Raw genomic sequence first — 17508 nt, 5'->3', positions numbered from 1 at the left:
GGATGACCCTCCGTATAAAGCCAACAAACCCAAAATCCTTTTGGTTGAAAGGAATACCGGATGTATAAGACATTCAGTCCAGATGAGGATAGCGAATCGGGCTTTATCGCACCCGCTATGATTCCCGTGTTTGCCTACGCGTTCAAAGAGGCCTTGATCGGAATGGCGGTTGTGAATCAGCAGGGTGATATTCTTGAAGTGAACGAAGTGCTCTGCGGGATGCTGGGCTATACGCGCCGGGAGCTTCTCGGAATGAACAAGGACGATATCGTTTGCGCAGCGGTCGGCACGGGGGACTGGATGAGCCGGTGGAAGGAACTGGCCGCAACCAAAAAACTGCAGATGGAGAAAAGGTTCCGGCATAAAGACGGGCACTGGGTCTGGGCGATGCTGAACGTGTCTCTTCTCCCCGGTACGGACGGTTCCTTCGTCTATTATGCGCAGCTGCAGGACCTGACGAGCCGGAAAGCCATGGAAGAAAAGCTGGAGCGGAGCCGTCAGGAGCTTGGGCCTCTTTTCGAGTATAATCCGGACATCGTCTGCATAGTGGATATGAAGGGGCACATTGTAAGCATTAATTCTACGATGAGGCAGATCACGGGGTACGAGACGGGCGAATTGGCGGGGCATCACTGCAAAAGGTTCATTTTCCCGGGAGACCTGGTGGCGGCGGCGGAACTCTTCGAGGCTGCGAAAAGCGGCAGAACCGGGACAGGCGAATTCAATGTTTCGCGCAAGGACGGAAGCTGGATTACCGTGGAGGTCAACACGCTTCCGATTCAGGTAGGCAGCCACGTGGAAGGGATTTATGCGATAGACAAAGACGTAACGAGGCGCAGGGAAACGGAAGAACGGCTGAGAACGTCCGAGAAGCTGTCGGCCGTGGGGCAGCTTGCGGCGGGTGTCGCCCATGAAATCCGGAATCCGCTGACAGCTCTGAAAGGCTTTACTCAGTTTCTGCAGTCCGGGGCGGAGGGGAAGCAGGAATACTACGAAATCATGATGTCCGAGCTTAACCGGATTGATCTCATCCTTTCGGAGCTGCTTATGCTAGCCAAGCCCAAAGCGTCCGAATTCGCTTGGTTAAATCCGGAGCTTGTGATCCGGCATGTACTTGCGCTCCTTGAAGCGCAGGCCATTCTCAAGAACGTCCAATTCTTGACGAATGTGGACGGCAGCCTGTCCGGCATGATGGGTGCCGAGAATCAGCTCAAGCAGTTGTTCGTGAATTTATTGAAAAATGCGATCGAGGCCATGCCGGACGGAGGACTTATCACGATCCGGCTGCAGGAGCAGGCGGACAAGCGGATTTGTTTCGCCATTGCGGATCAGGGAAGCGGGATCCCGCAGGATTTGATCGACAAGATCGGCGTGCCCTTCTATACGACGAAAGATCAGGGCAGCGGACTGGGCATGATGGTCAGCCGCAAAATTGTGGAGGAGCATAAAGGCACCCTTCAGATTGAAAGCGTCATAGGGGAAGGGACGATCGTTTACGTTCGGCTGCCCATAAACAGAGAAAGCGGCGAAATGGAGGAAAAGCGGAAATGATACCGGTTCTCTTAGGCGGGTATGCAGCAGTTATCGTGATCGGAAGTGTGCTGCTGAGAGCCTATGCAGTCTGGATCTGCCTGGGAGCCTCGGCCGTACTGGCGGGGGCGCTGTATACCCTTAACAAGCGCGGAAACCTCGCTGCTTCCGGGCAAGAAGGACTTCCGGCATTGGACAACAAGCCGGCGGATCCGCCAATTGCGGATGAAACCTCCCGATTGCTGGACACTTTATTCGATTACAGCCCGAACGCGATCAGCGTAACGGATGAGCACGGCAAATTAACCCGGGTAAGCCGGACCATGGAACGGCTCCTCGGAGCGACGAACGAGCAATTGATCGGCAATTCTTTCGGAGCCTACGTGTCCGATGAGCACAAGGATAAGCTCAAGCAGCGCTATGGAGATCTGCGCACGGGGACGCCGCAGTTGTTCGATATCCCGGTGCTCCACCGGAGCGGGTACCGGATCGACTTGTCGGCTACGGGTGTGCCGCTTGAGACGGAGGGGGCAAACCGGCGGTTCCTGTTCATGTTCCAGGATATCACGGAACGGCGGAGAGCCGACGAACAGTTCCGGCATATGGCCTATTACGACGATATGACGGGCCTTCCGAACCGGCGGCTGTTCAAGGAGCAGCTTACGGAGACGCTGCATCTGGCGGAAAGCCACCATCAGCGGGTAGCGGTCATGTACGTGGACATCGACGGGTTCAAGTTGTTTAACGACTGCTTCGGTTACGACTACGGGGACATGCTGCTGCTTCAAGTGGCGGAACGGTTCACCCGCTGCGTCTCGGATAACGACTTCATCGCCAGAACGGAAGGCGACGAATTCGCCTTCTTCTATACGGGCATTCAGGGGCGGGAACAGGCCCTGCAACTGGCCTCCAGGCTGCTGTCCGTGCTTGAGGAACCTTTCATGCTGGAGCAGTACGAGCTGCACGTTACGGCAAGTATAGGCATTTCGCTGCTCTCGCGCGAACACGAGGATGCGGATACGCTGATGAAGCATGCGAATATGGCCGTCACCCGGGCCAAGGAGAACGGAAAAAGCGACATCCAGATTTTCAACTCCGAAATGAGATCCGTCTCTCTTCAGAAACTCCAATTGGAAAACGACCTGAGACGGGCCATTACAAACAACGAATTCGTGCTGCATTATCAGCCGCAGGTCGAGATCGAAAGCGGTCAAATCGTAGGGATGGAGGCGCTTATCCGCTGGAACCATCCTCAGAAGGGCTTTATTCCGCCGGGCGATTTCATCCCATTTGCGGAGCAGTCGGGACTGATCGTGCCGATCTCGGAGTGGGTGCTGCACGAGGCGTGCCAGCAAAACCAAGCCTGGCAGGATGCCGGCCTACCGAAAGTTCCGGTATCCGTGAACTTGTCCTCCCGGCAGTTTCTCCAGCATAATCTGAAGGCGAAAGTCGATCAGGTGCTGCAGCATACGGGGCTGGCTCCCCAGTTTCTGGAGCTGGAGATTACCGAGAGTATGACCATGGACGTGGAGCATGCCATCGCTTCGCTTCTGGAGCTGAAGCAGCTCGGTGTCCAGGTGAGCATCGACGATTTCGGCACGGGATACAGCTCCCTGTCCTATTTGAAAAGATTTCCGGTCGACCGGCTGAAAATCGACCGTTCCTTCGTCCGGGACATCATGGAGGACCCGAGCGACGCCGCTATCGTCGCCACGATTATTTCCATGACGCGGCACTTAAACTTGAAAGTGATCGCCGAGGGCGTGGAGACGGAGGAGCAGCTTTCCTTTCTGCACCGCAATCAATGCCATGAGGTTCAGGGCTACTGGTTCAGCCCGCCTCTAACGGCGGATAAGATGGGCTCTATGCTGCGCCGGATCACCTGCAGCGCCGGGAGGCTCAAGGAAGCCTAGGTCGGCCGAGAAGGTGCGGATCAGTCGATAAGGCTGCAGGCATGCGGAAAAAACCGCGAAAGTTAAAGCGGTAAAGCTTTGGCCTCAGTTTTTAGAAGCCAGACTCGCGATTGAGAGAAAACGGCACCGGGATGCGGTTCAGGTCCCCGATGCGGCGCCGTTTTACGCTAGTCAATCTCGCCGCCCTATAGAAGAAAGGCCCGAGCGCGTATGCGCCGGGCCTTTTTTAATGCAAGGACATATTGTCAATCTCGTTGAGCTTAAACAGATAGACTTTCTTTTCGTCCACATGGTAGACGGTAACGTTGCCCGATTCTTCATCGAAATTCAGAACCCGGCAGGGAAGATTGAGGCGGATGCCGGCCCCTTTTACGACGGAAAGGCGGATCAGGGTGTTGTCCTTGATCATCTTCCGGAGCTGCTCCTCGACCTGGGGGCGGGTCTGGTTGGAAGCGGATGCAGTGGAAGGCGCGGACGAGCCGGTTTTGGATGCGGAAGCCGCCTGGTTCCCGGAGGAAGCCGGGGTACCGTCCGATCCGGCAGCTTGTGAAGAAGGACCGGTCGAAGATGTGCCGGAGGAAGGCGTATTTAATGCGATCAGCTTGCCGAGCTCAATTCCCTGCTCGATCGTAAAATCCGTGAAATTAGCGTTATTCAAGACCTGCAGCAGCTTTTGAAGCGCAAGGCCATTCGTCTCTTCTTCCATCAAAATTTTAACGGTAAACAAATGGCCTTGTTTGGATGTTTGATTCTTGTTAGTAGTCATAAGACCTCCGTCTCGCTAAATCTGGTCCTTTTACTATAGCATGAAATGGGTCTTTAGATACACTCTGTTTTTCGGGAACCAAAACTCTTTACCGGGCATATACTGCGTATGATTTTGAAGCGAGGAGATGTGTCATTATGATGAAAGTGGAACCCATCGAACTGGATGGAAATACGGCCATTGCGATAGAAGTAAAGCTGCCCAAAACGACGCTGCTTGTCGTGACGACGGATAAAGGCTATATCATGTGCGGAGCCCAATTTATACCCTATTTTACAGGGTGAACAATAATGGCTTTGAAAAGCTGTAATTCCTTATGGGACAAAGCCTCCCGGCATTTTCGGGTGTTTTTTGAGCCATGGACAAAATGTCTTTATTGAAGTCTTTGTGATCACACTTGTGACCAAAATGTAAGGACAAACGGTTCAAAACGTGACTATTTTAAATTACACTTTTGTCCAAAATTTGCACCAATTTAATAAACCCACTAACAGGTAAGATAGTGGGTTGTTTAGCTATTCCTTTGGTTTAAGTGGTCCAATTTTTTTCTTTTCAAAAGTAGGTAAGTCCGGGGTATCCTTGGATTGTTTAAGTAATTTATACTGAGGGGTAAAAGTCTTATTCTTAATGTCCACCGGTGCAAGTATAAAATAATCCTTGTACGAGTCAATGACGATCATTGGTTCTGTTGTGTTAGTAACTAAATACTCTGTTTCTTCTCTTGCGTCATTTTTTCCTTTTTCTTGAACGAGGAACATATTACAAGAAATGATTGCGAAGAACAAGAAGATCACTGTTACCTTTGTTCCATATTTTTGAGAAATGTTTTTAAAAATATTATTTCTGCCTGTTTTCTCAGTGTAAAAAATTCGATCTATCCAGCTTTTGATTTCTCTATATTTAACAAGAGGAATAATAACATAAGCTATGATCGTGAAAGCAAAAAAGAGGCCATATGCTAAGGTCCCAATCGAACCGAGATTATAGAGAATGCTAAACGCACCTATATAGCCCATTAGACTAATATAGCTTAATGAAATCTCAACTCTTCTTGTTTCAAGGTAGGATAAAATATTTATAAAAAGGAGCGTAATCATTATAGACCTAAATAAACTCCATGTTGATTTAATGATTGTCGGTAATCCTACCTCTACAAACATGTCTGGCAGCTCATAATAGTCTTTATAACCAACTTCATAAAGATAGCCAGCAAGATAGCCGAAGGCCGTTATTAAGATAACAATAAGCGCTTCACCAATTAGTCCATTTGAAGATTTTTCATGCTTACCCTTGTTTATTTCTTCTGTCAAATCCATTCCCCCTGAATTGTAATATGCTGGATATTATATCACATTAGTGAGCGCATAAAATTACTTAAAAGTATTCACTATTAAAATGCAAATGGCTCCCGATTATTATATCTGGAGCCTTTCTCTATACCTAAGATTCCTTTTTGCTATTGCTGTCCATTTCGACTTTAAATGTGATTGATTCTATTTTTAATGACCAATGAGGAAAATGTGTATAGGTAATCTTAATCGGTTCAATTTTCAACAATATTATCTCCTTTCAGTTTAATCTAAGTCTCTTGATGTCTTAAACAGGTATGTATACTGTATTGCTTTTTGCCGTTTTGTAATACTCTAGTTGCCATAACATTTGAAATTTTGATGGATATCCTTTACCGTACACATGTTTGCCTTTACAATAGTTCGTGACAGCTTGTCTTGCAGATTCTTTTTCGCCATAATAGATTTGAGTTTGATCATCTACATACATTTGAAAAATCCAATGGAGGGAAATAGTATAGCATTTGCTCGTTATGGGAGTGAACTTAATTTTTTTATACTCCTTTGTCTCTGAAATGATTTTTAATTTTGCGATTAGCTGTTCCTCGTTTTGGAAATAATTGAAATCGGCATGAATGTTAGAGAGTCTGTTTTCGATTTCTTCTGTTTCTCCATAATAAAGCTCTGTCTTACCTTTTAAATTAATGAAAATTGCGATAGCGAACGGTAAGTTCATTCAACAGACTCCTTTTAACATTGTAAACAACGTAAACTTCGTTAAACGACTAATTCAAAATTATGGTATACTATGTTAAACGACTTGTCAACTGGTTAAACAGAGTTGGCACATTAAATCCATCTAAAGGGAGTATCATATGGATTTTGGAAAATACCTAAAACAATTGCGCGGCAATATGACTTTAAGGGAAGCTGCAGATAGAAGTGGACTTAGTCATACTTATATTAGCTTCCTCGAAAAAGGTGAGAGGCCTGGAACTAAAAAGCCAATTCAAGCTTCTCCTGAAGTCTTAAAGAAATTAGCAATGGCATATAACCATCCTTATGAAGACCTATTACAAAGAGCCGGTTATCTTGATGAGCAATTAATGATGGATTATGAAGGAAAAATTTATAGTGAACCTGTGATGGCTTCATTTGTTAGAGAGCCAGTGTCAAAATACTCTTACAGTAATGTTATTGAGCTTAGCACACTGTTATTTTCAAAAAATAACATAGCCTATGAGGGACGAATTCTATCTGATAATGAAAAGAGAAAAATATTAAATATAGTAGAAGTTCTGCTTGATGATGAAGAACCGTAAATGGTTCTTTTTTTGTTCGCAAAATAAGAATGTATGTTCGTATTAAAATGTATCATTAGTTCCAGATGTTGTCAATGAGTAGTTCCATGTACCTAAATTTGAGTAATTGCATCCCTTAACTCAACATAATTACAGTGTTCGTTGAAGCATTCGTATTGCTCTTTTATTTCTTCGTCTGTTTCATGGTAACCGGCAAAATCAACTTCTGATTTACACTTTGGACAAGTAAACAAAGGTAACACCGCCTTATCAATTTTCTGGTATAATGAGATCTGAAATGAGTTACCTTAATCATTAAATAGCGGCGGCATATATAGTGTTAACGTGGTGAGTTGTTACCCTGTCGAAAACCATGTTTAATTTAGACTTGTTTAACTCAGTGTACATTTCCTGCGCTGAATCAAAGAATTTGAAGAATGGCATTTTAACATTTACAAGAGCTACCTGTACGGCTGTGGATTCGCCGTAGTGCATTTCACATACCAGATTATTGCGGACAACCTTTTGAACAATTGCTACCGAATATACTTTTTTCATAGTCAATACCTCTTTTCTTTATTCCACTTTCTTAATTACATATTACACTTTTGTAATGTGGAAGTCAACTAATTACGGTTACTTTTTTTGACTTTGTAATTTGACTTATGTAATATCATATTAGAAACTGTTAGGGAGTTGCTTGCATGGTAATTGTAAAGCCTTGCTTAAACAAGCTTTTAGCGGAACGTAATCTTAAACAAATTGATCTTGCAACAATGACAGGGATTTCTGCGCCTGTCTTGTCTAGGTTTGATAAGAATACACAACATGTTGACAATCATCTATTTACTATTGCTAAGGCTTTAAAAGTAAAAATCGATGATTTGTTTGAAATCGTAGATAATGATGATTTGTTTGAAACCGTGGAGAATAACGAGGGAATGCTAAAAGTTGACATAAATGAAAATTAGAAATTTAGCCCAAATTCAGAATTGAATTGGGCTTTTTTGTAATAACATTCTAATTAATTAACATGTAGATTATGGAAGATACATATTGTATAATAAAATCATCATTACAAACCAACTGCGAGGTTATTTTATGACACCCTTCGGCATTTTCTTTGTTGTTTCTCTTTCAGTCTTTATTATATCTGTTGCTATTATAAATATAAAAAAGAACATTAAGGCTGCTATACCAACCTCATCTTTTGACGGTAAACACGTCTTAGGTATCCCGGGCATTGGAACTGGCATCTCTGCAAAGGTAGTTACAAACAAAGACAACATTACAATCAATAACACGCAAATTATTCCTATGGATCGCTTCCAGTTTGCAAGAGGGGTGTCTGCTCAAGAAATCGTCTTAGATGATCAGCAGAAGTCTGTAATTCTTAGAGGGATTGCTGGCGGCTTACTATTGGGGCCTATTGGGGCTGTAGTAGGGGGTATGAGCGGCTTAGGTACGAAGCAGCAGAAGAAAGAGGTTACGCAACACTATATCCAATTAACTTATACTAACAAGGATAATGAACAGATAGATGCTTTATTCTTGGTTGATCGTGATAAGAAATATTGTGATGGTGTAGCTGATTACATTAACAAAGAAACAGGTAAAACAGCACCAGTACAAAAACTACAATACGAAATTTAACACTATGTATAGACGCCGCTGAGCGTCTTTTTCTTTTTATATATCGCCTGAACAACTAACCGCATGAGCTTCGGTTACTTTGCCCATTGTTATTGGTCCAACTCTAGCAAGCTTATGTAGCAGCCTAGACTTATCAACTGTTCTTACCTGTTCAAGCATAACAACTGAATCCTTTATGGTTCCGTTTGGAGATGCTTTTAATACAACATGAGTAGGCAATTTTGCTTTGTGTACTTGAGCAGTAATAGCACAAACAATAACTGTTGATCCATATTTATTGCCCCGATTATTAGAAATCACCAGTGCAGGCCTTAAACCGCGTTGCTCAGATCCAATCCCATCAAACTTTACCATCCAAACTTCCCCACGATTAACCATTTTACCATCGTCACATGTAGCATCTAGAAGTAGTTTACTCATACAAATAAACACCTCATATTATATTATTTTACTGTTATTGTATAACTTTAGTTTTATACATACAAGGGAATATATGTTCTATTTAGAATTAAATAATAAATGATTGCAATAATTATAAATTATGATATGATGGCATTGTCAGGTGATCTATCTGGCTGCTAAGATTGGTCAACATGATCTAGAAATAGACAGATTGAATAAACGGATTAGATGAATCATTGGGAGCCTAGACGCCTGTCTAGGTTCTTTGTCTTGCTCATTTATTAACAGGAGGGATAGACTATGTCCAAGCAATCACAGGAGGTTGTAGACCTATTTGAGAACGTCTGCGAATTGATTGAGTCGGTTAGAGGAAGCCAGGAGCGATTTGAAAAGAGGTTTGAACAGTTTCAGAAGGAATTGACCGCTCAACTGAACAGAATAGATGATAACAACAAGGTAACAGCGGCTGAAGCTAAATATGATATAACCTTTTTAGCCAAAGAGTACGGACAACTTAAATTAGAGATGAGCCGGTTAAATCAAGCTTAGTAAAAACGTTAAAGAACCCGGATGTTTGTCCAGGTTCTTTTTCTGTTATCTTCTTCTGCGACTTGTTCTTGTATCTTTGCTTTCATTGAACAATACAAGGAGAATAAGAATGCCAATGATTAATAACAAGAACAACAGTTGCAAAAAGGTACTGAGGAAAAAATAAATTAAATATGCGGATATTATACCAATAGGGATAAAGAAAATTACAGGCCACTTATAATATTTTTCATTTTCATAAGCTATGTAAGTATTCCAAAACGAACCTATTGAAAGAGCTAGAAAACAAATAGCAGATAAAAAGCTTAGACCAACTACTTTAAAGGAAGGTCCCGGATTACGAAAAATATACAGGCACTTATCTAAGAAGCTTTCCGGAAGCTGAAATAACATAAGCTGTTCATAAGCCAAATAACCAAAGCCACATGAACACGCTAATAAAAGTAGATAAACTCTCCAGTCTTCAAAATATTGAAGTTGGTCAAAAAAACGTTTCATTCAATTCCCCCTCGAATGTATGTTTGGTGGTATAATTGAAATGTAACATTTTGGATTTGCGCTTGTCAACTTTTGGCACTTGTCATAATATTATGTAGGAGTATATACCTATAGAAAGAAGGGCAGCTATTTGAGATTAGATATGGGTAAAATATTGGACATTCTAAAGTTAACGCCGTTATACTTGTTTCCTATTGTTTTAGCCTCTGCAGCAATGCTGTTTTTGCCAGTAGACATATTAAAACAGCTTGGAATAGATCCTTTTACAGTGAAATATAAGACATGGATAGGTTTAACCTTTATCATATCTTTTTGTTTTTTGATTACTCATCTGATTTACAAATTCACTACTTTTGTCACTGGAAAAAATGGTGACAGAAAGTTGCATAAATTCCGCATAAAATACCTACATGGTCTAACCGAAGAAGAAAAAGTTATTTTAAGATACTATCTTTTTCATAACACAAGATCACAAAAATTAGACTTGTTTAACGGAGTTGTAAGTGGGTTGATACACACTCAAGTGATATACCAGGCTTCTTCAGTTGGAGACTATTATGGATTCGCCTGCAACATACAACCATGGGCTTGGAAATATTTAAAAAAGAATACCCATTTGCTAAATCCCGAATAGCTTTATCCATGCCTAGACAAACAAGTCTGGGTATTTTTGTTTTGTTTAGAAAACGGAAAACTCCGTTTTCAGATCAATTAGGGAGTAATATCAGTCCTCAAAGTTGGGGTTTGCTAATCGCATTCTCCTCTAGACCCTTAGTTTTATCATTAGATTATTGATGTCACTGAGGGAGAAATTTCCCTAAGTATCCGCTATCTATCCTGGTATCCTGTAAGATACCCTTGATTTTATAGGGTGTACAAGTATCCTGTTGAATTTACATGTGCAGATTAGGCGTCTGCCCTAAAGAACCCAACTATCCCAGCAATAACGCAAGCAGCTCCAACAACAAGGGCAATAGCATCTCCTGTATCTGGACTATCCGAATAGTTAAGCCCAATTAAACCTACCCCAAAAATAACGCTACCAACACTAAGCAATTTATTTAACAAATATTATTCCTCCTATAGATTTTCATATATGCGAGCAATATTCAATTATCTATTGATATACATAAATAGATATGGTATAATAAAAGTATAAAGGAGGTGAACAAATGGCAAAAAAGAAGAGAAAGAAAAAGAAGCAGATGTCCGATAAACTAATTCCGCTCACCACAGCAATCATTAGTTTATTGGTGTCCATCATCAATCTCATCATAGCACTGAAGTAGTAACCAGTACGGATGGGATACACGGTCGGAAAATAAAAGTACGGCCGTGTACTTCTTAATCTTTCTCTTCATTATTATAGCATGAACAAAGCAATGGATGAAGGAGGATGAAAATGTCAAGAATAAATAAAGCGGCTACTGTAATTAGTCTTATTTCCATTGGAATTAGTGTGCTGACACTGTTTATTATATTGAATAAGTAGGTGAACAAATTTGGATAGAGATGAATTGATTCGAATCGTTAATTATGAAATATTAGCAGTTCCTGAAGTCCTGGAGGAATTAGACATTACCAATCAGGCTTTAAGTTCTCTGATCGAACGCGGTAAACTTGTTCCAGTAAAAGAAGTAGGTAGAACAAGGTTGTTTTTACGGGAAGATGTAGAGAAACGCAAGAAGGAAGCTGCTGAACTCAAAGGGAAATATAGACCATTCGACTAAATGAAAAAGATCAGCAATAATTACCCCACGCTGTTATAGTGTTATTCGCCCCTAAGAAGACCATAAGCGCCTGTTATAATGCACAAGGCTCCTACTATGTACATTGGAATATCTCCACTTGCAGTATCAAAATAAGCAAACATGAGCATACCAATACCAAACAGTAGGACAGCAAGGCACATCCCTGTAAATTTACTCATAATCTGTTATAGTCCTTTCAGTTTATTTTACACTTGTCACACTTTTAAATATGCCATAGGCTCCAGCAATAGTTGCATTTAAATCCACACACCCATAAAGGGTGTGACACTGATTAAGATTCCTAGTAGCGTAGGGAGAGTCCTATTTCAATCCGCGCACTCATACAAAGTGCGACTACCTTACATAAACAAGTATATCACATAATTATAATATTGTATAGTTATATTTAATAAAGGTTACATTAATTCTTCTGTACTTTCTTTGGCATTGAATCCTTATGTACAATCATGTATTATTGGGTAGCAGGAAGGGTTTCCCCTTCCTTGCTGTTTTAGGACTAAGAGCGCTTTTCATTTCTTGGAGGAATTGGGGCGCTCTTTTCCTTTTCCGCAACTTCTAGTTCAAGTTTACGGATTTCAAGTTTGAGTTTTTTAAGCTCAAGCTTGTTTTTTTTGTTCGCTATTCGGAATACACCATAACTAATGAATAATCCCAATAGCGTTAGGAAAGTTTTAAACATTTCCATGTTTCCAACAACTCCTATGTATAATTTACCTTACAAGATAATTATAACATATTTATATCATCCTGTATAGTTTTATTTTATAAACAACGATTGATTATTCATTGACTATATGCAACTAATTTAACGAATATTGGACTATGTAAAAGGTAAATACAATGGGATTATTTCTATGTGAAAAGGAGAGACAATTAGATAAATAAAGTGTGACAATGGTGTATAAGTATACATAAAAAGGAATGAGTATTAGTGTGATGAATAATGTGAATAAGGGAATAAGGGAATGTAATAGGGGAAAAGGAATAAGGGAAACTAAGAGGAATAAAGGAAACTTAGAAGAATAAAGGAAACTTAGAAGAATAAAAAGTGTTAGGCCGAGCCGATTCTGTTACTATTGCGATAACTTACAAAAAGTAAGTGGATTATAACTGGCTTATGATTATAGATAACTATTACATTCATTTTGACATTATCAAAATGCCTATCTAATTTGATTCTTTACTATATAATGTATCTTATATAGTAATTAGAGGGGGGTATTTTACATCTAAAAGCCGGTCAATTTTAGAGAATGAGGCCGCAGCACTTCTACTCCTACACTCACCTTATTTTAATTTTCACTCTAAATTTCCATCGATTTTGTTATCGTAGTGCTATCGTTAAAATGTCTCAGCTAGGCTTTAATACTCTACAAACATTAATGTATACTCGTTGCATATTTTTTCGATGTATATCTAGGTTAGTTGAATTATCCTATTAGATCAGTGTTTATACGATATCAATTATAAATGGCAAAGCGCAACATATCATTAAAGCCTATAAAAGAACATTGGCAAACCGTTATCTCGATACTTGATAGCGACTTGCACTTCTAGTAGTTCACAAGAATGCAGTTCATCTTTATGTAATCATATGGAAAATTTACATAAAAAATGGTATACTCTTATCAATACATACCGGGTGTAGGTGACAACTCCCCATGCCTAAAGGCGAGGGCTTCTCAGATCATCGAGACTCGTATCCTCATCTCTCCCTGAAGGCTCTGTCCGAGCCTTACATATTTGGTTTCGTTACGAAACTGCTAATGTACGTTGAAGAATGTTTTTTGCTGCGTTTATATCTCTATCCTCAACATATCCGCAATGACTACAGTTGTGTATGCGAACAGAAAGAGACTTCTTTATGATTTGACCACAATTGTTACACTCTTGAGATGTATTTCTTGGATCTACTTGGACAACTACACGACCAGCACTCTCAGCCTTGTACGTTGTAAATTGAACAAGTTGATTCCAACTAGCATCAGCAATGCTTTTAGCAAGATTATGATTTTTTAACATCTTAATTTTAGTGAGCTTTTCAAAAGCAATGTATCCGTATTGGTTAACCAATTTTCTAGAAATCTTATGTGCATAATCTTTGCGTTGATTTGCCACTTTTTCATGTAACTTTGCAAGAAGAAGTACAGATTTCTTTCTACGGTTTGATCCACGTATCTTATTTGAAACATTACGTTGTAATTGTTTTAGTTTATTTTCGCTCTTACGAAGATACTCTGGTGAATCAAATATTTGACCATCAGAAGTTATTGCTAAATGTTTAATCCCAAGGTCAATACCAACCCTTTTATCAGATACAGGAAGTTTTTGAGCAGGAGTCTCACATGAAAAACAGACATAATACTTCCCATTCTTCACTGTGATAGTACAAGTCTTTACTTTACCTTGTGGCTGGCGATGTAGCTTTATTTTCACATCTCCAATTTTTGAGAGTCTAACTTTATTTCCAATAATAGAGTAACCAGCTTGAGGGTATGTAAATGAATCATATCGCTTTTGTGGTTTGAACCTTGGAAATCCAGGAGTTTCACCACTTTTTACACGACGAAAGAAAGATTGGAATGCTTTATCTAAACGATTAGCTGCATCTTGCAGCACTTGCGAATGAACTTGTTTTAGTGCTGGAATATACACTTTGCGTTCTGTGAATGTTTTAGCTTGATCGTAATAATTTAGACTTCTTCCTTCATTTTTGTAGGCTAAAATTCTTTCTTCGAGTAGGCGATTATAGAGCAGCCTACAACGTTCAAGAGTGAATTCGATCTTCTCTTTTTGTTGCTTGGTTGGATACAATCTAAACTTGAATGCGATTCTCATATAATTCACCTACTTGTCTCTCTGATTTTCAATATACTATTTTACATGTATCTAGAGGGAACACTTCCTACTGTAGTCAAATACAATGTTATTGTTATTCTCTACTTGCCCATGTTAAATAATGCCACAGTACATTAGATATATGCAAGATGTCTATTATGGATTCCTTTTAGCGTCTTACATCCCCATAGCTAAAGCAAGGGGTTTTTGGTGCTGATTATAAAATACATGCCAAGAACAGCGCTTATTGTGATAGGTGCTGTTCTTGGTTTCAGGAGGGAATAGTAATGAGTAATTTAACTATTGCAAACAGAAGCTCAGAATCTTTGAATTATATAATATATCTTCAGAATGCCATATTGAACACTGATATTGAGTTAAACGGAACAAGCCACAGGAAATTTCCTTGGGTATCAATAGATTTAGATAAATCAGTTCTGGTAGAGCTTCAACATGTTCTTATCAATATTTGGGTAGACTTAGTGAAGAATGTTAGAGCAGAAGATGCAGGTACACAATTGATCAATTTAGAAATATTAAATCGTGTTACAGGCGATAAGGTAAAGGCTGCGCTTGAAAAATTAAAAGCTTCTTTTTTGGCTTGGTGGAACGATCCTTACATTGGAGGTTACAATAAACTTAATTACATTGACAGAAACTTGCTTAACAAAATTTATGATAGAGTCAAAGAGAAGCTAAACCACTCAGAAGCGACAATTTCATTAGTTATTGATGTAGTTTTTGATGTGCCTGTATTTGACACTATTATGAACAGCAGAAATTACGTAGTTATAGCTATTGCAGAACTTCCCGACATGCGTCTTTTCCACGACAGTGGTTACATAGATGAGCGATTGATATTGAAATTAGTAGAAAAAATATATAATTTTCTTGAAATTTAAGAGAGGAGAATTAACTTCAAGGAATAATAAAATAAAACTGTACAATAACATATTTGAATGTTACACTCGAATTGTACCTTCACAAAAGTATTTCAAGCGAGGACGGTGTAATGGAAAAGCAAAAACTAATATCCTTGTTGCAGCCTAAAGACTACGAAAGAGTATATATACATAATGAGATTTTTACTGAGTTGAAGAATACAGATAAAATCAAATCTGCCACAAACATAGCCTTTGCTTATTGCTATTACTGTTTAAATTGCTATTTATTTCGTTACTGCAAATATGGAAACGCGTATTGGTTTACCAAGGAGACCTTAATCGAAATGCTTGGATTTGCCAGGAACAATAAGACTTTTGATTACCTCATAAAGAAAAATGGTTTATTGGATCGATTAGGCTTAACAGAAACAGTGTCAGACCTTCCTGTACAAAGCGAGTTTGATGACCAATTTGTTTCATTCATCATGTATAAAGCTTTAAACGACAAAGAAATCTTCACTCTACCTCACAAGTATACAGTTAAAAAACCAATCAAGGCTTTTAGACGTTATGAGGATGACGTATTTGATGGAACATTCTACGACATCAGTAACACTCACTTATTTTCAATTCATCGGTTCATTCAAATTATAAGCAACCCGGATCTAGGAGCCATTGGTTTCTTTATGTTTCAGTATTTGTTGTACAATTGTGCAAAATTTCCTAGTGGATATTTTATAACTCTAATTAGGTTGTCAGAAGAATTATCGCTAAGTACAGGAACTATTCAAAAGTACATAAACAATCTAGAAAAGACAGGAAATATAAGAATAGAGCAGCCAAAACGTTATCTAAAAGAAGGGGAGTGGAAAAGATATGCCAACACCTATTTTATTAATCATTAAAATAAAAAGGTTAAATATTTAGTGTACATATAATAGATCTTAAGAGAGAGTCTTATTAATAATTAAAAGATTATAAGCAATACAAATATTTAACCTTTTTGATTTCAAACTTAAATGAGGTGAAAAATGAGTAAACTAGATACTTTAGTTTTAATTGTGGTAACACATTTGGTGTTAGCCGGTATTGCCTTGATTTTGTGGGCATGTTTTAATGATCCGGCAGTAGAGGATTTCTTATTATACTTATTAGGACTCGTATGGATAATCGGAGGATCTGTTGCGATTGCTAAGATTTAACCAGGGTACTCCACAACAAGCGATAGAGTTTAATTCTAAGCCAAAATCCAACACATTTATCAATAAAATTCTCATGTCTCCTACTCGATTAAGGGTTTCATTCCTTTAACAAAAATGCATCTTAAATTTATTAATTACTCTGTTGTATTTTCTTTCATAAACTTTAGTCAGTTAAAAACATAGAAAATGGCATACACCTATAATAGAGTAATTATTAAATCTAATACTTATATTTATATTATATATATTACTCTATTATAGGTGTATGTCAAAATCTATGTTGTTGAGCATTCATCTTTTACTCCCAGAAATCGACTAAGTCACGGTGAATTAAGAGAATAGAAAAGCCTGCTAGAATTTTAGAAAAACGCTGTAACCCTTGATATGCTTGGGTTTCTAGCACATTAGGACAGAATTACTGATATAGAAAAGTCCTCATATTCCTTATCTAATAAGGATTTTACCTATTTTTCTTAATCGTATTAAAGGGAGACAAAAACCACTACCGCTTTAGAAAATCGTTGTAACCCGCAGCAGTACTAGGTTTGTGGATTTTTTTTATAAAAGTAAAAGAATGATATATTATTAATTATCCCGTTGCAGAGCGATTTTACTGTAAAACCCTTAATGGTATTAAAGGGGACATCAACAACCAGCGCTTAAAACTTGAGTGATGTCTCTCTTCACAGCGCAGGGAGGCAGGGATTAGGTGACAATTGTTCACATCAAATAATAGACCTGTCATCTGCGCTTAATATAACTAGTTAGACAGTGAATTGAGAAGGTGAAATGCTTCTCCGGCTTGTGATGCGGCAAGCAACTAACAACTAAATATCTTATCGCTTAATGCGAGGCTTTGACAGCCTTATCATCATCCTACTCATTACGTTGTGAGTAACCATAATTACGGA

21 protein-coding genes are annotated in these 17508 nt (G+C 39.5%); 12 read left to right on the top strand and 9 right to left on the bottom strand.

Translation table 11 applies throughout. From position 1 onward, the window contains the following. Positions 1-60 precede the first annotated feature (60 nt). Both PCH01S_RS10680 and PCH01S_RS10675 read left to right on the top strand, forming a co-directional pair. Complete coding sequence (locus PCH01S_RS10680; RefSeq protein WP_042229142.1) at positions 61-1551, top strand: PAS domain-containing sensor histidine kinase; 1491 nt, start codon at positions 61-63, stop codon at positions 1549-1551. Beyond that, positions 1548-3443 (top strand): putative bifunctional diguanylate cyclase/phosphodiesterase, encoded by a 1896-nt coding sequence (locus PCH01S_RS10675; RefSeq protein ID WP_042229140.1) that lies wholly within the window; start codon positions 1548-1550, stop codon positions 3441-3443. The genes PCH01S_RS10680 and PCH01S_RS10675 overlap by 4 nt, the downstream gene beginning before the upstream one ends. 226 nt (positions 3444-3669) lie before the next feature. Here the strand turns inward: PCH01S_RS10675 and PCH01S_RS10670 are convergent, their stop codons facing one another. Next, on the bottom strand, positions 3670-4209 hold the full coding sequence (locus PCH01S_RS10670; RefSeq protein WP_241688815.1) for a hypothetical protein: 540 nt from the start codon (positions 4207-4209) through the stop codon (positions 3670-3672). A 137-nt stretch (positions 4210-4346) separates the two neighbouring features. Here PCH01S_RS10670 and PCH01S_RS30865 point away from each other — a divergent pair, with 137 nt between their 5' ends. After that, positions 4347-4493 (top strand): hypothetical protein, encoded by a 147-nt coding sequence (locus PCH01S_RS30865; RefSeq protein ID WP_009677149.1) that lies wholly within the window; start codon positions 4347-4349, stop codon positions 4491-4493. A gap of 231 nt (positions 4494-4724) precedes the next feature. On the opposite strand, the gene PCH01S_RS10665 is transcribed toward PCH01S_RS30865, so the two are convergent. Together PCH01S_RS10665 and PCH01S_RS10660 are read right to left on the bottom strand one after the other, a co-directional pair. Then, a complete protein-coding gene (locus PCH01S_RS10665; protein ID WP_255246835.1) occupies positions 4725-5525 on the bottom strand; it encodes a hypothetical protein in 801 nt (266 codons plus the stop codon). 280 nt (positions 5526-5805) lie between these two features. Then, positions 5806-6234 carry a hypothetical protein gene (locus PCH01S_RS10660; RefSeq protein ID WP_042229138.1) on the bottom strand — a complete coding sequence of 143 codons (429 nt, stop codon included), beginning with the start codon at positions 6232-6234 and terminating at the stop codon, positions 5806-5808. A gap of 139 nt (positions 6235-6373) precedes the next feature. Between PCH01S_RS10660 and PCH01S_RS29280 the strand changes: the two genes are divergently transcribed. Then, the gene (locus PCH01S_RS29280; RefSeq protein WP_053228694.1) at positions 6374-6820 is read left to right on the top strand and encodes a helix-turn-helix domain-containing protein; all 447 of its coding nucleotides are present in this window, start codon (positions 6374-6376) and stop codon (positions 6818-6820) included. A 294-nt stretch (positions 6821-7114) separates the two neighbouring features. On the opposite strand, the gene PCH01S_RS10650 is transcribed toward PCH01S_RS29280, so the two are convergent. After that, entirely contained in the window at positions 7115-7357 is a 243-nt protein-coding gene (locus PCH01S_RS10650) for a hypothetical protein (RefSeq protein ID WP_042229136.1), read from the bottom strand. Positions 7358-7503: 146 nt separating this feature from the next. Here PCH01S_RS10650 and PCH01S_RS10645 point away from each other — a divergent pair, with 146 nt between their 5' ends. Both PCH01S_RS10645 and PCH01S_RS10640 read left to right on the top strand, forming a co-directional pair. Next, positions 7504-7770 (top strand): helix-turn-helix domain-containing protein, encoded by a 267-nt coding sequence (locus tag PCH01S_RS10645; protein WP_042229134.1) that lies wholly within the window; start codon positions 7504-7506, stop codon positions 7768-7770. Positions 7771-7855: 85 nt separating this feature from the next. Beyond that, on the top strand, positions 7856-8452 hold the full coding sequence (locus PCH01S_RS10640) for a hypothetical protein (protein WP_241688816.1): 597 nt from the start codon (positions 7856-7858) through the stop codon (positions 8450-8452). A 36-nt stretch (positions 8453-8488) separates the two neighbouring features. Here the strand turns inward: PCH01S_RS10640 and PCH01S_RS29725 are convergent, their stop codons facing one another. After that, a complete protein-coding gene (locus PCH01S_RS29725) occupies positions 8489-8872 on the bottom strand; it encodes a type II toxin-antitoxin system PemK/MazF family toxin (protein ID WP_272509685.1) in 384 nt (127 codons plus the stop codon). A gap of 282 nt (positions 8873-9154) precedes the next feature. On the opposite strand from PCH01S_RS29725, the gene PCH01S_RS10635 reads away from it, so the two are divergent. After that, positions 9155-9403 carry a hypothetical protein gene (locus PCH01S_RS10635; RefSeq protein WP_042229132.1) on the top strand — a complete coding sequence of 83 codons (249 nt, stop codon included), beginning with the start codon at positions 9155-9157 and terminating at the stop codon, positions 9401-9403. 45 nt (positions 9404-9448) lie between these two features. On the opposite strand, the gene PCH01S_RS10630 is transcribed toward PCH01S_RS10635, so the two are convergent. Next, positions 9449-9901, bottom strand: coding sequence for a hypothetical protein (locus tag PCH01S_RS10630; RefSeq protein ID WP_042229130.1), 453 nt, complete (start codon positions 9899-9901; stop codon positions 9449-9451). 130 nt (positions 9902-10031) lie between these two features. Between PCH01S_RS10630 and PCH01S_RS10625 the strand changes: the two genes are divergently transcribed. After that, a complete protein-coding gene (locus tag PCH01S_RS10625) occupies positions 10032-10535 on the top strand; it encodes a superinfection exclusion B family protein (RefSeq protein WP_042229128.1) in 504 nt (167 codons plus the stop codon). A gap of 272 nt (positions 10536-10807) precedes the next feature. Here PCH01S_RS10625 and PCH01S_RS30395 read toward each other — a convergent pair whose 3' ends face one another. After that, a complete protein-coding gene (locus tag PCH01S_RS30395; protein ID WP_156972814.1) occupies positions 10808-10969 on the bottom strand; it encodes a hypothetical protein in 162 nt (53 codons plus the stop codon). Positions 10970-11403: 434 nt separating this feature from the next. On the opposite strand from PCH01S_RS30395, the gene PCH01S_RS10620 reads away from it, so the two are divergent. After that, entirely contained in the window at positions 11404-11631 is a 228-nt protein-coding gene (locus PCH01S_RS10620; RefSeq protein WP_042229126.1) for a helix-turn-helix domain-containing protein, read from the top strand. Positions 11632-12169: 538 nt separating this feature from the next. Here the strand turns inward: PCH01S_RS10620 and PCH01S_RS10615 are convergent. Continuing rightward, complete coding sequence (locus PCH01S_RS10615) at positions 12170-12358, bottom strand: hypothetical protein (RefSeq protein ID WP_042229124.1); 189 nt, start codon at positions 12356-12358, stop codon at positions 12170-12172. Positions 12359-13425: 1067 nt separating this feature from the next. Continuing rightward, positions 13426-14511, bottom strand: a complete 1086-nt coding sequence (locus tag PCH01S_RS10610; protein ID WP_042229122.1) for an RNA-guided endonuclease InsQ/TnpB family protein — start codon at positions 14509-14511, stop codon at positions 13426-13428. 287 nt (positions 14512-14798) lie between these two features. Between PCH01S_RS10610 and PCH01S_RS10605 the strand changes: the two genes are divergently transcribed. From PCH01S_RS10605 to PCH01S_RS30385, 3 genes are all read left to right on the top strand, one after another. Further along, a complete protein-coding gene (locus tag PCH01S_RS10605) occupies positions 14799-15413 on the top strand; it encodes a hypothetical protein (protein WP_042229120.1) in 615 nt (204 codons plus the stop codon). A gap of 110 nt (positions 15414-15523) precedes the next feature. Then, entirely contained in the window at positions 15524-16300 is a 777-nt protein-coding gene (locus PCH01S_RS10600; protein WP_042229118.1) for an HTH domain-containing protein, read from the top strand. Between the two features lie 126 nt (positions 16301-16426). After that, on the top strand, positions 16427-16597 hold the full coding sequence (locus tag PCH01S_RS30385; protein ID WP_156972812.1) for a hypothetical protein: 171 nt from the start codon (positions 16427-16429) through the stop codon (positions 16595-16597). Positions 16598-17508: the final 911 nt, after the last annotated feature.

Source organism: Paenibacillus chitinolyticus NBRC 15660 (genome assembly GCF_000739915.1).
Classification (GTDB): Bacteria; Bacillota; Bacilli; order Paenibacillales; family NBRC-103111; genus Paenibacillus_F; species Paenibacillus_F chitinolyticus.
The sequence above is the reverse complement of the archived record's forward strand: the minus strand, read 5'-3'. Positions and strand labels throughout refer to the sequence as shown.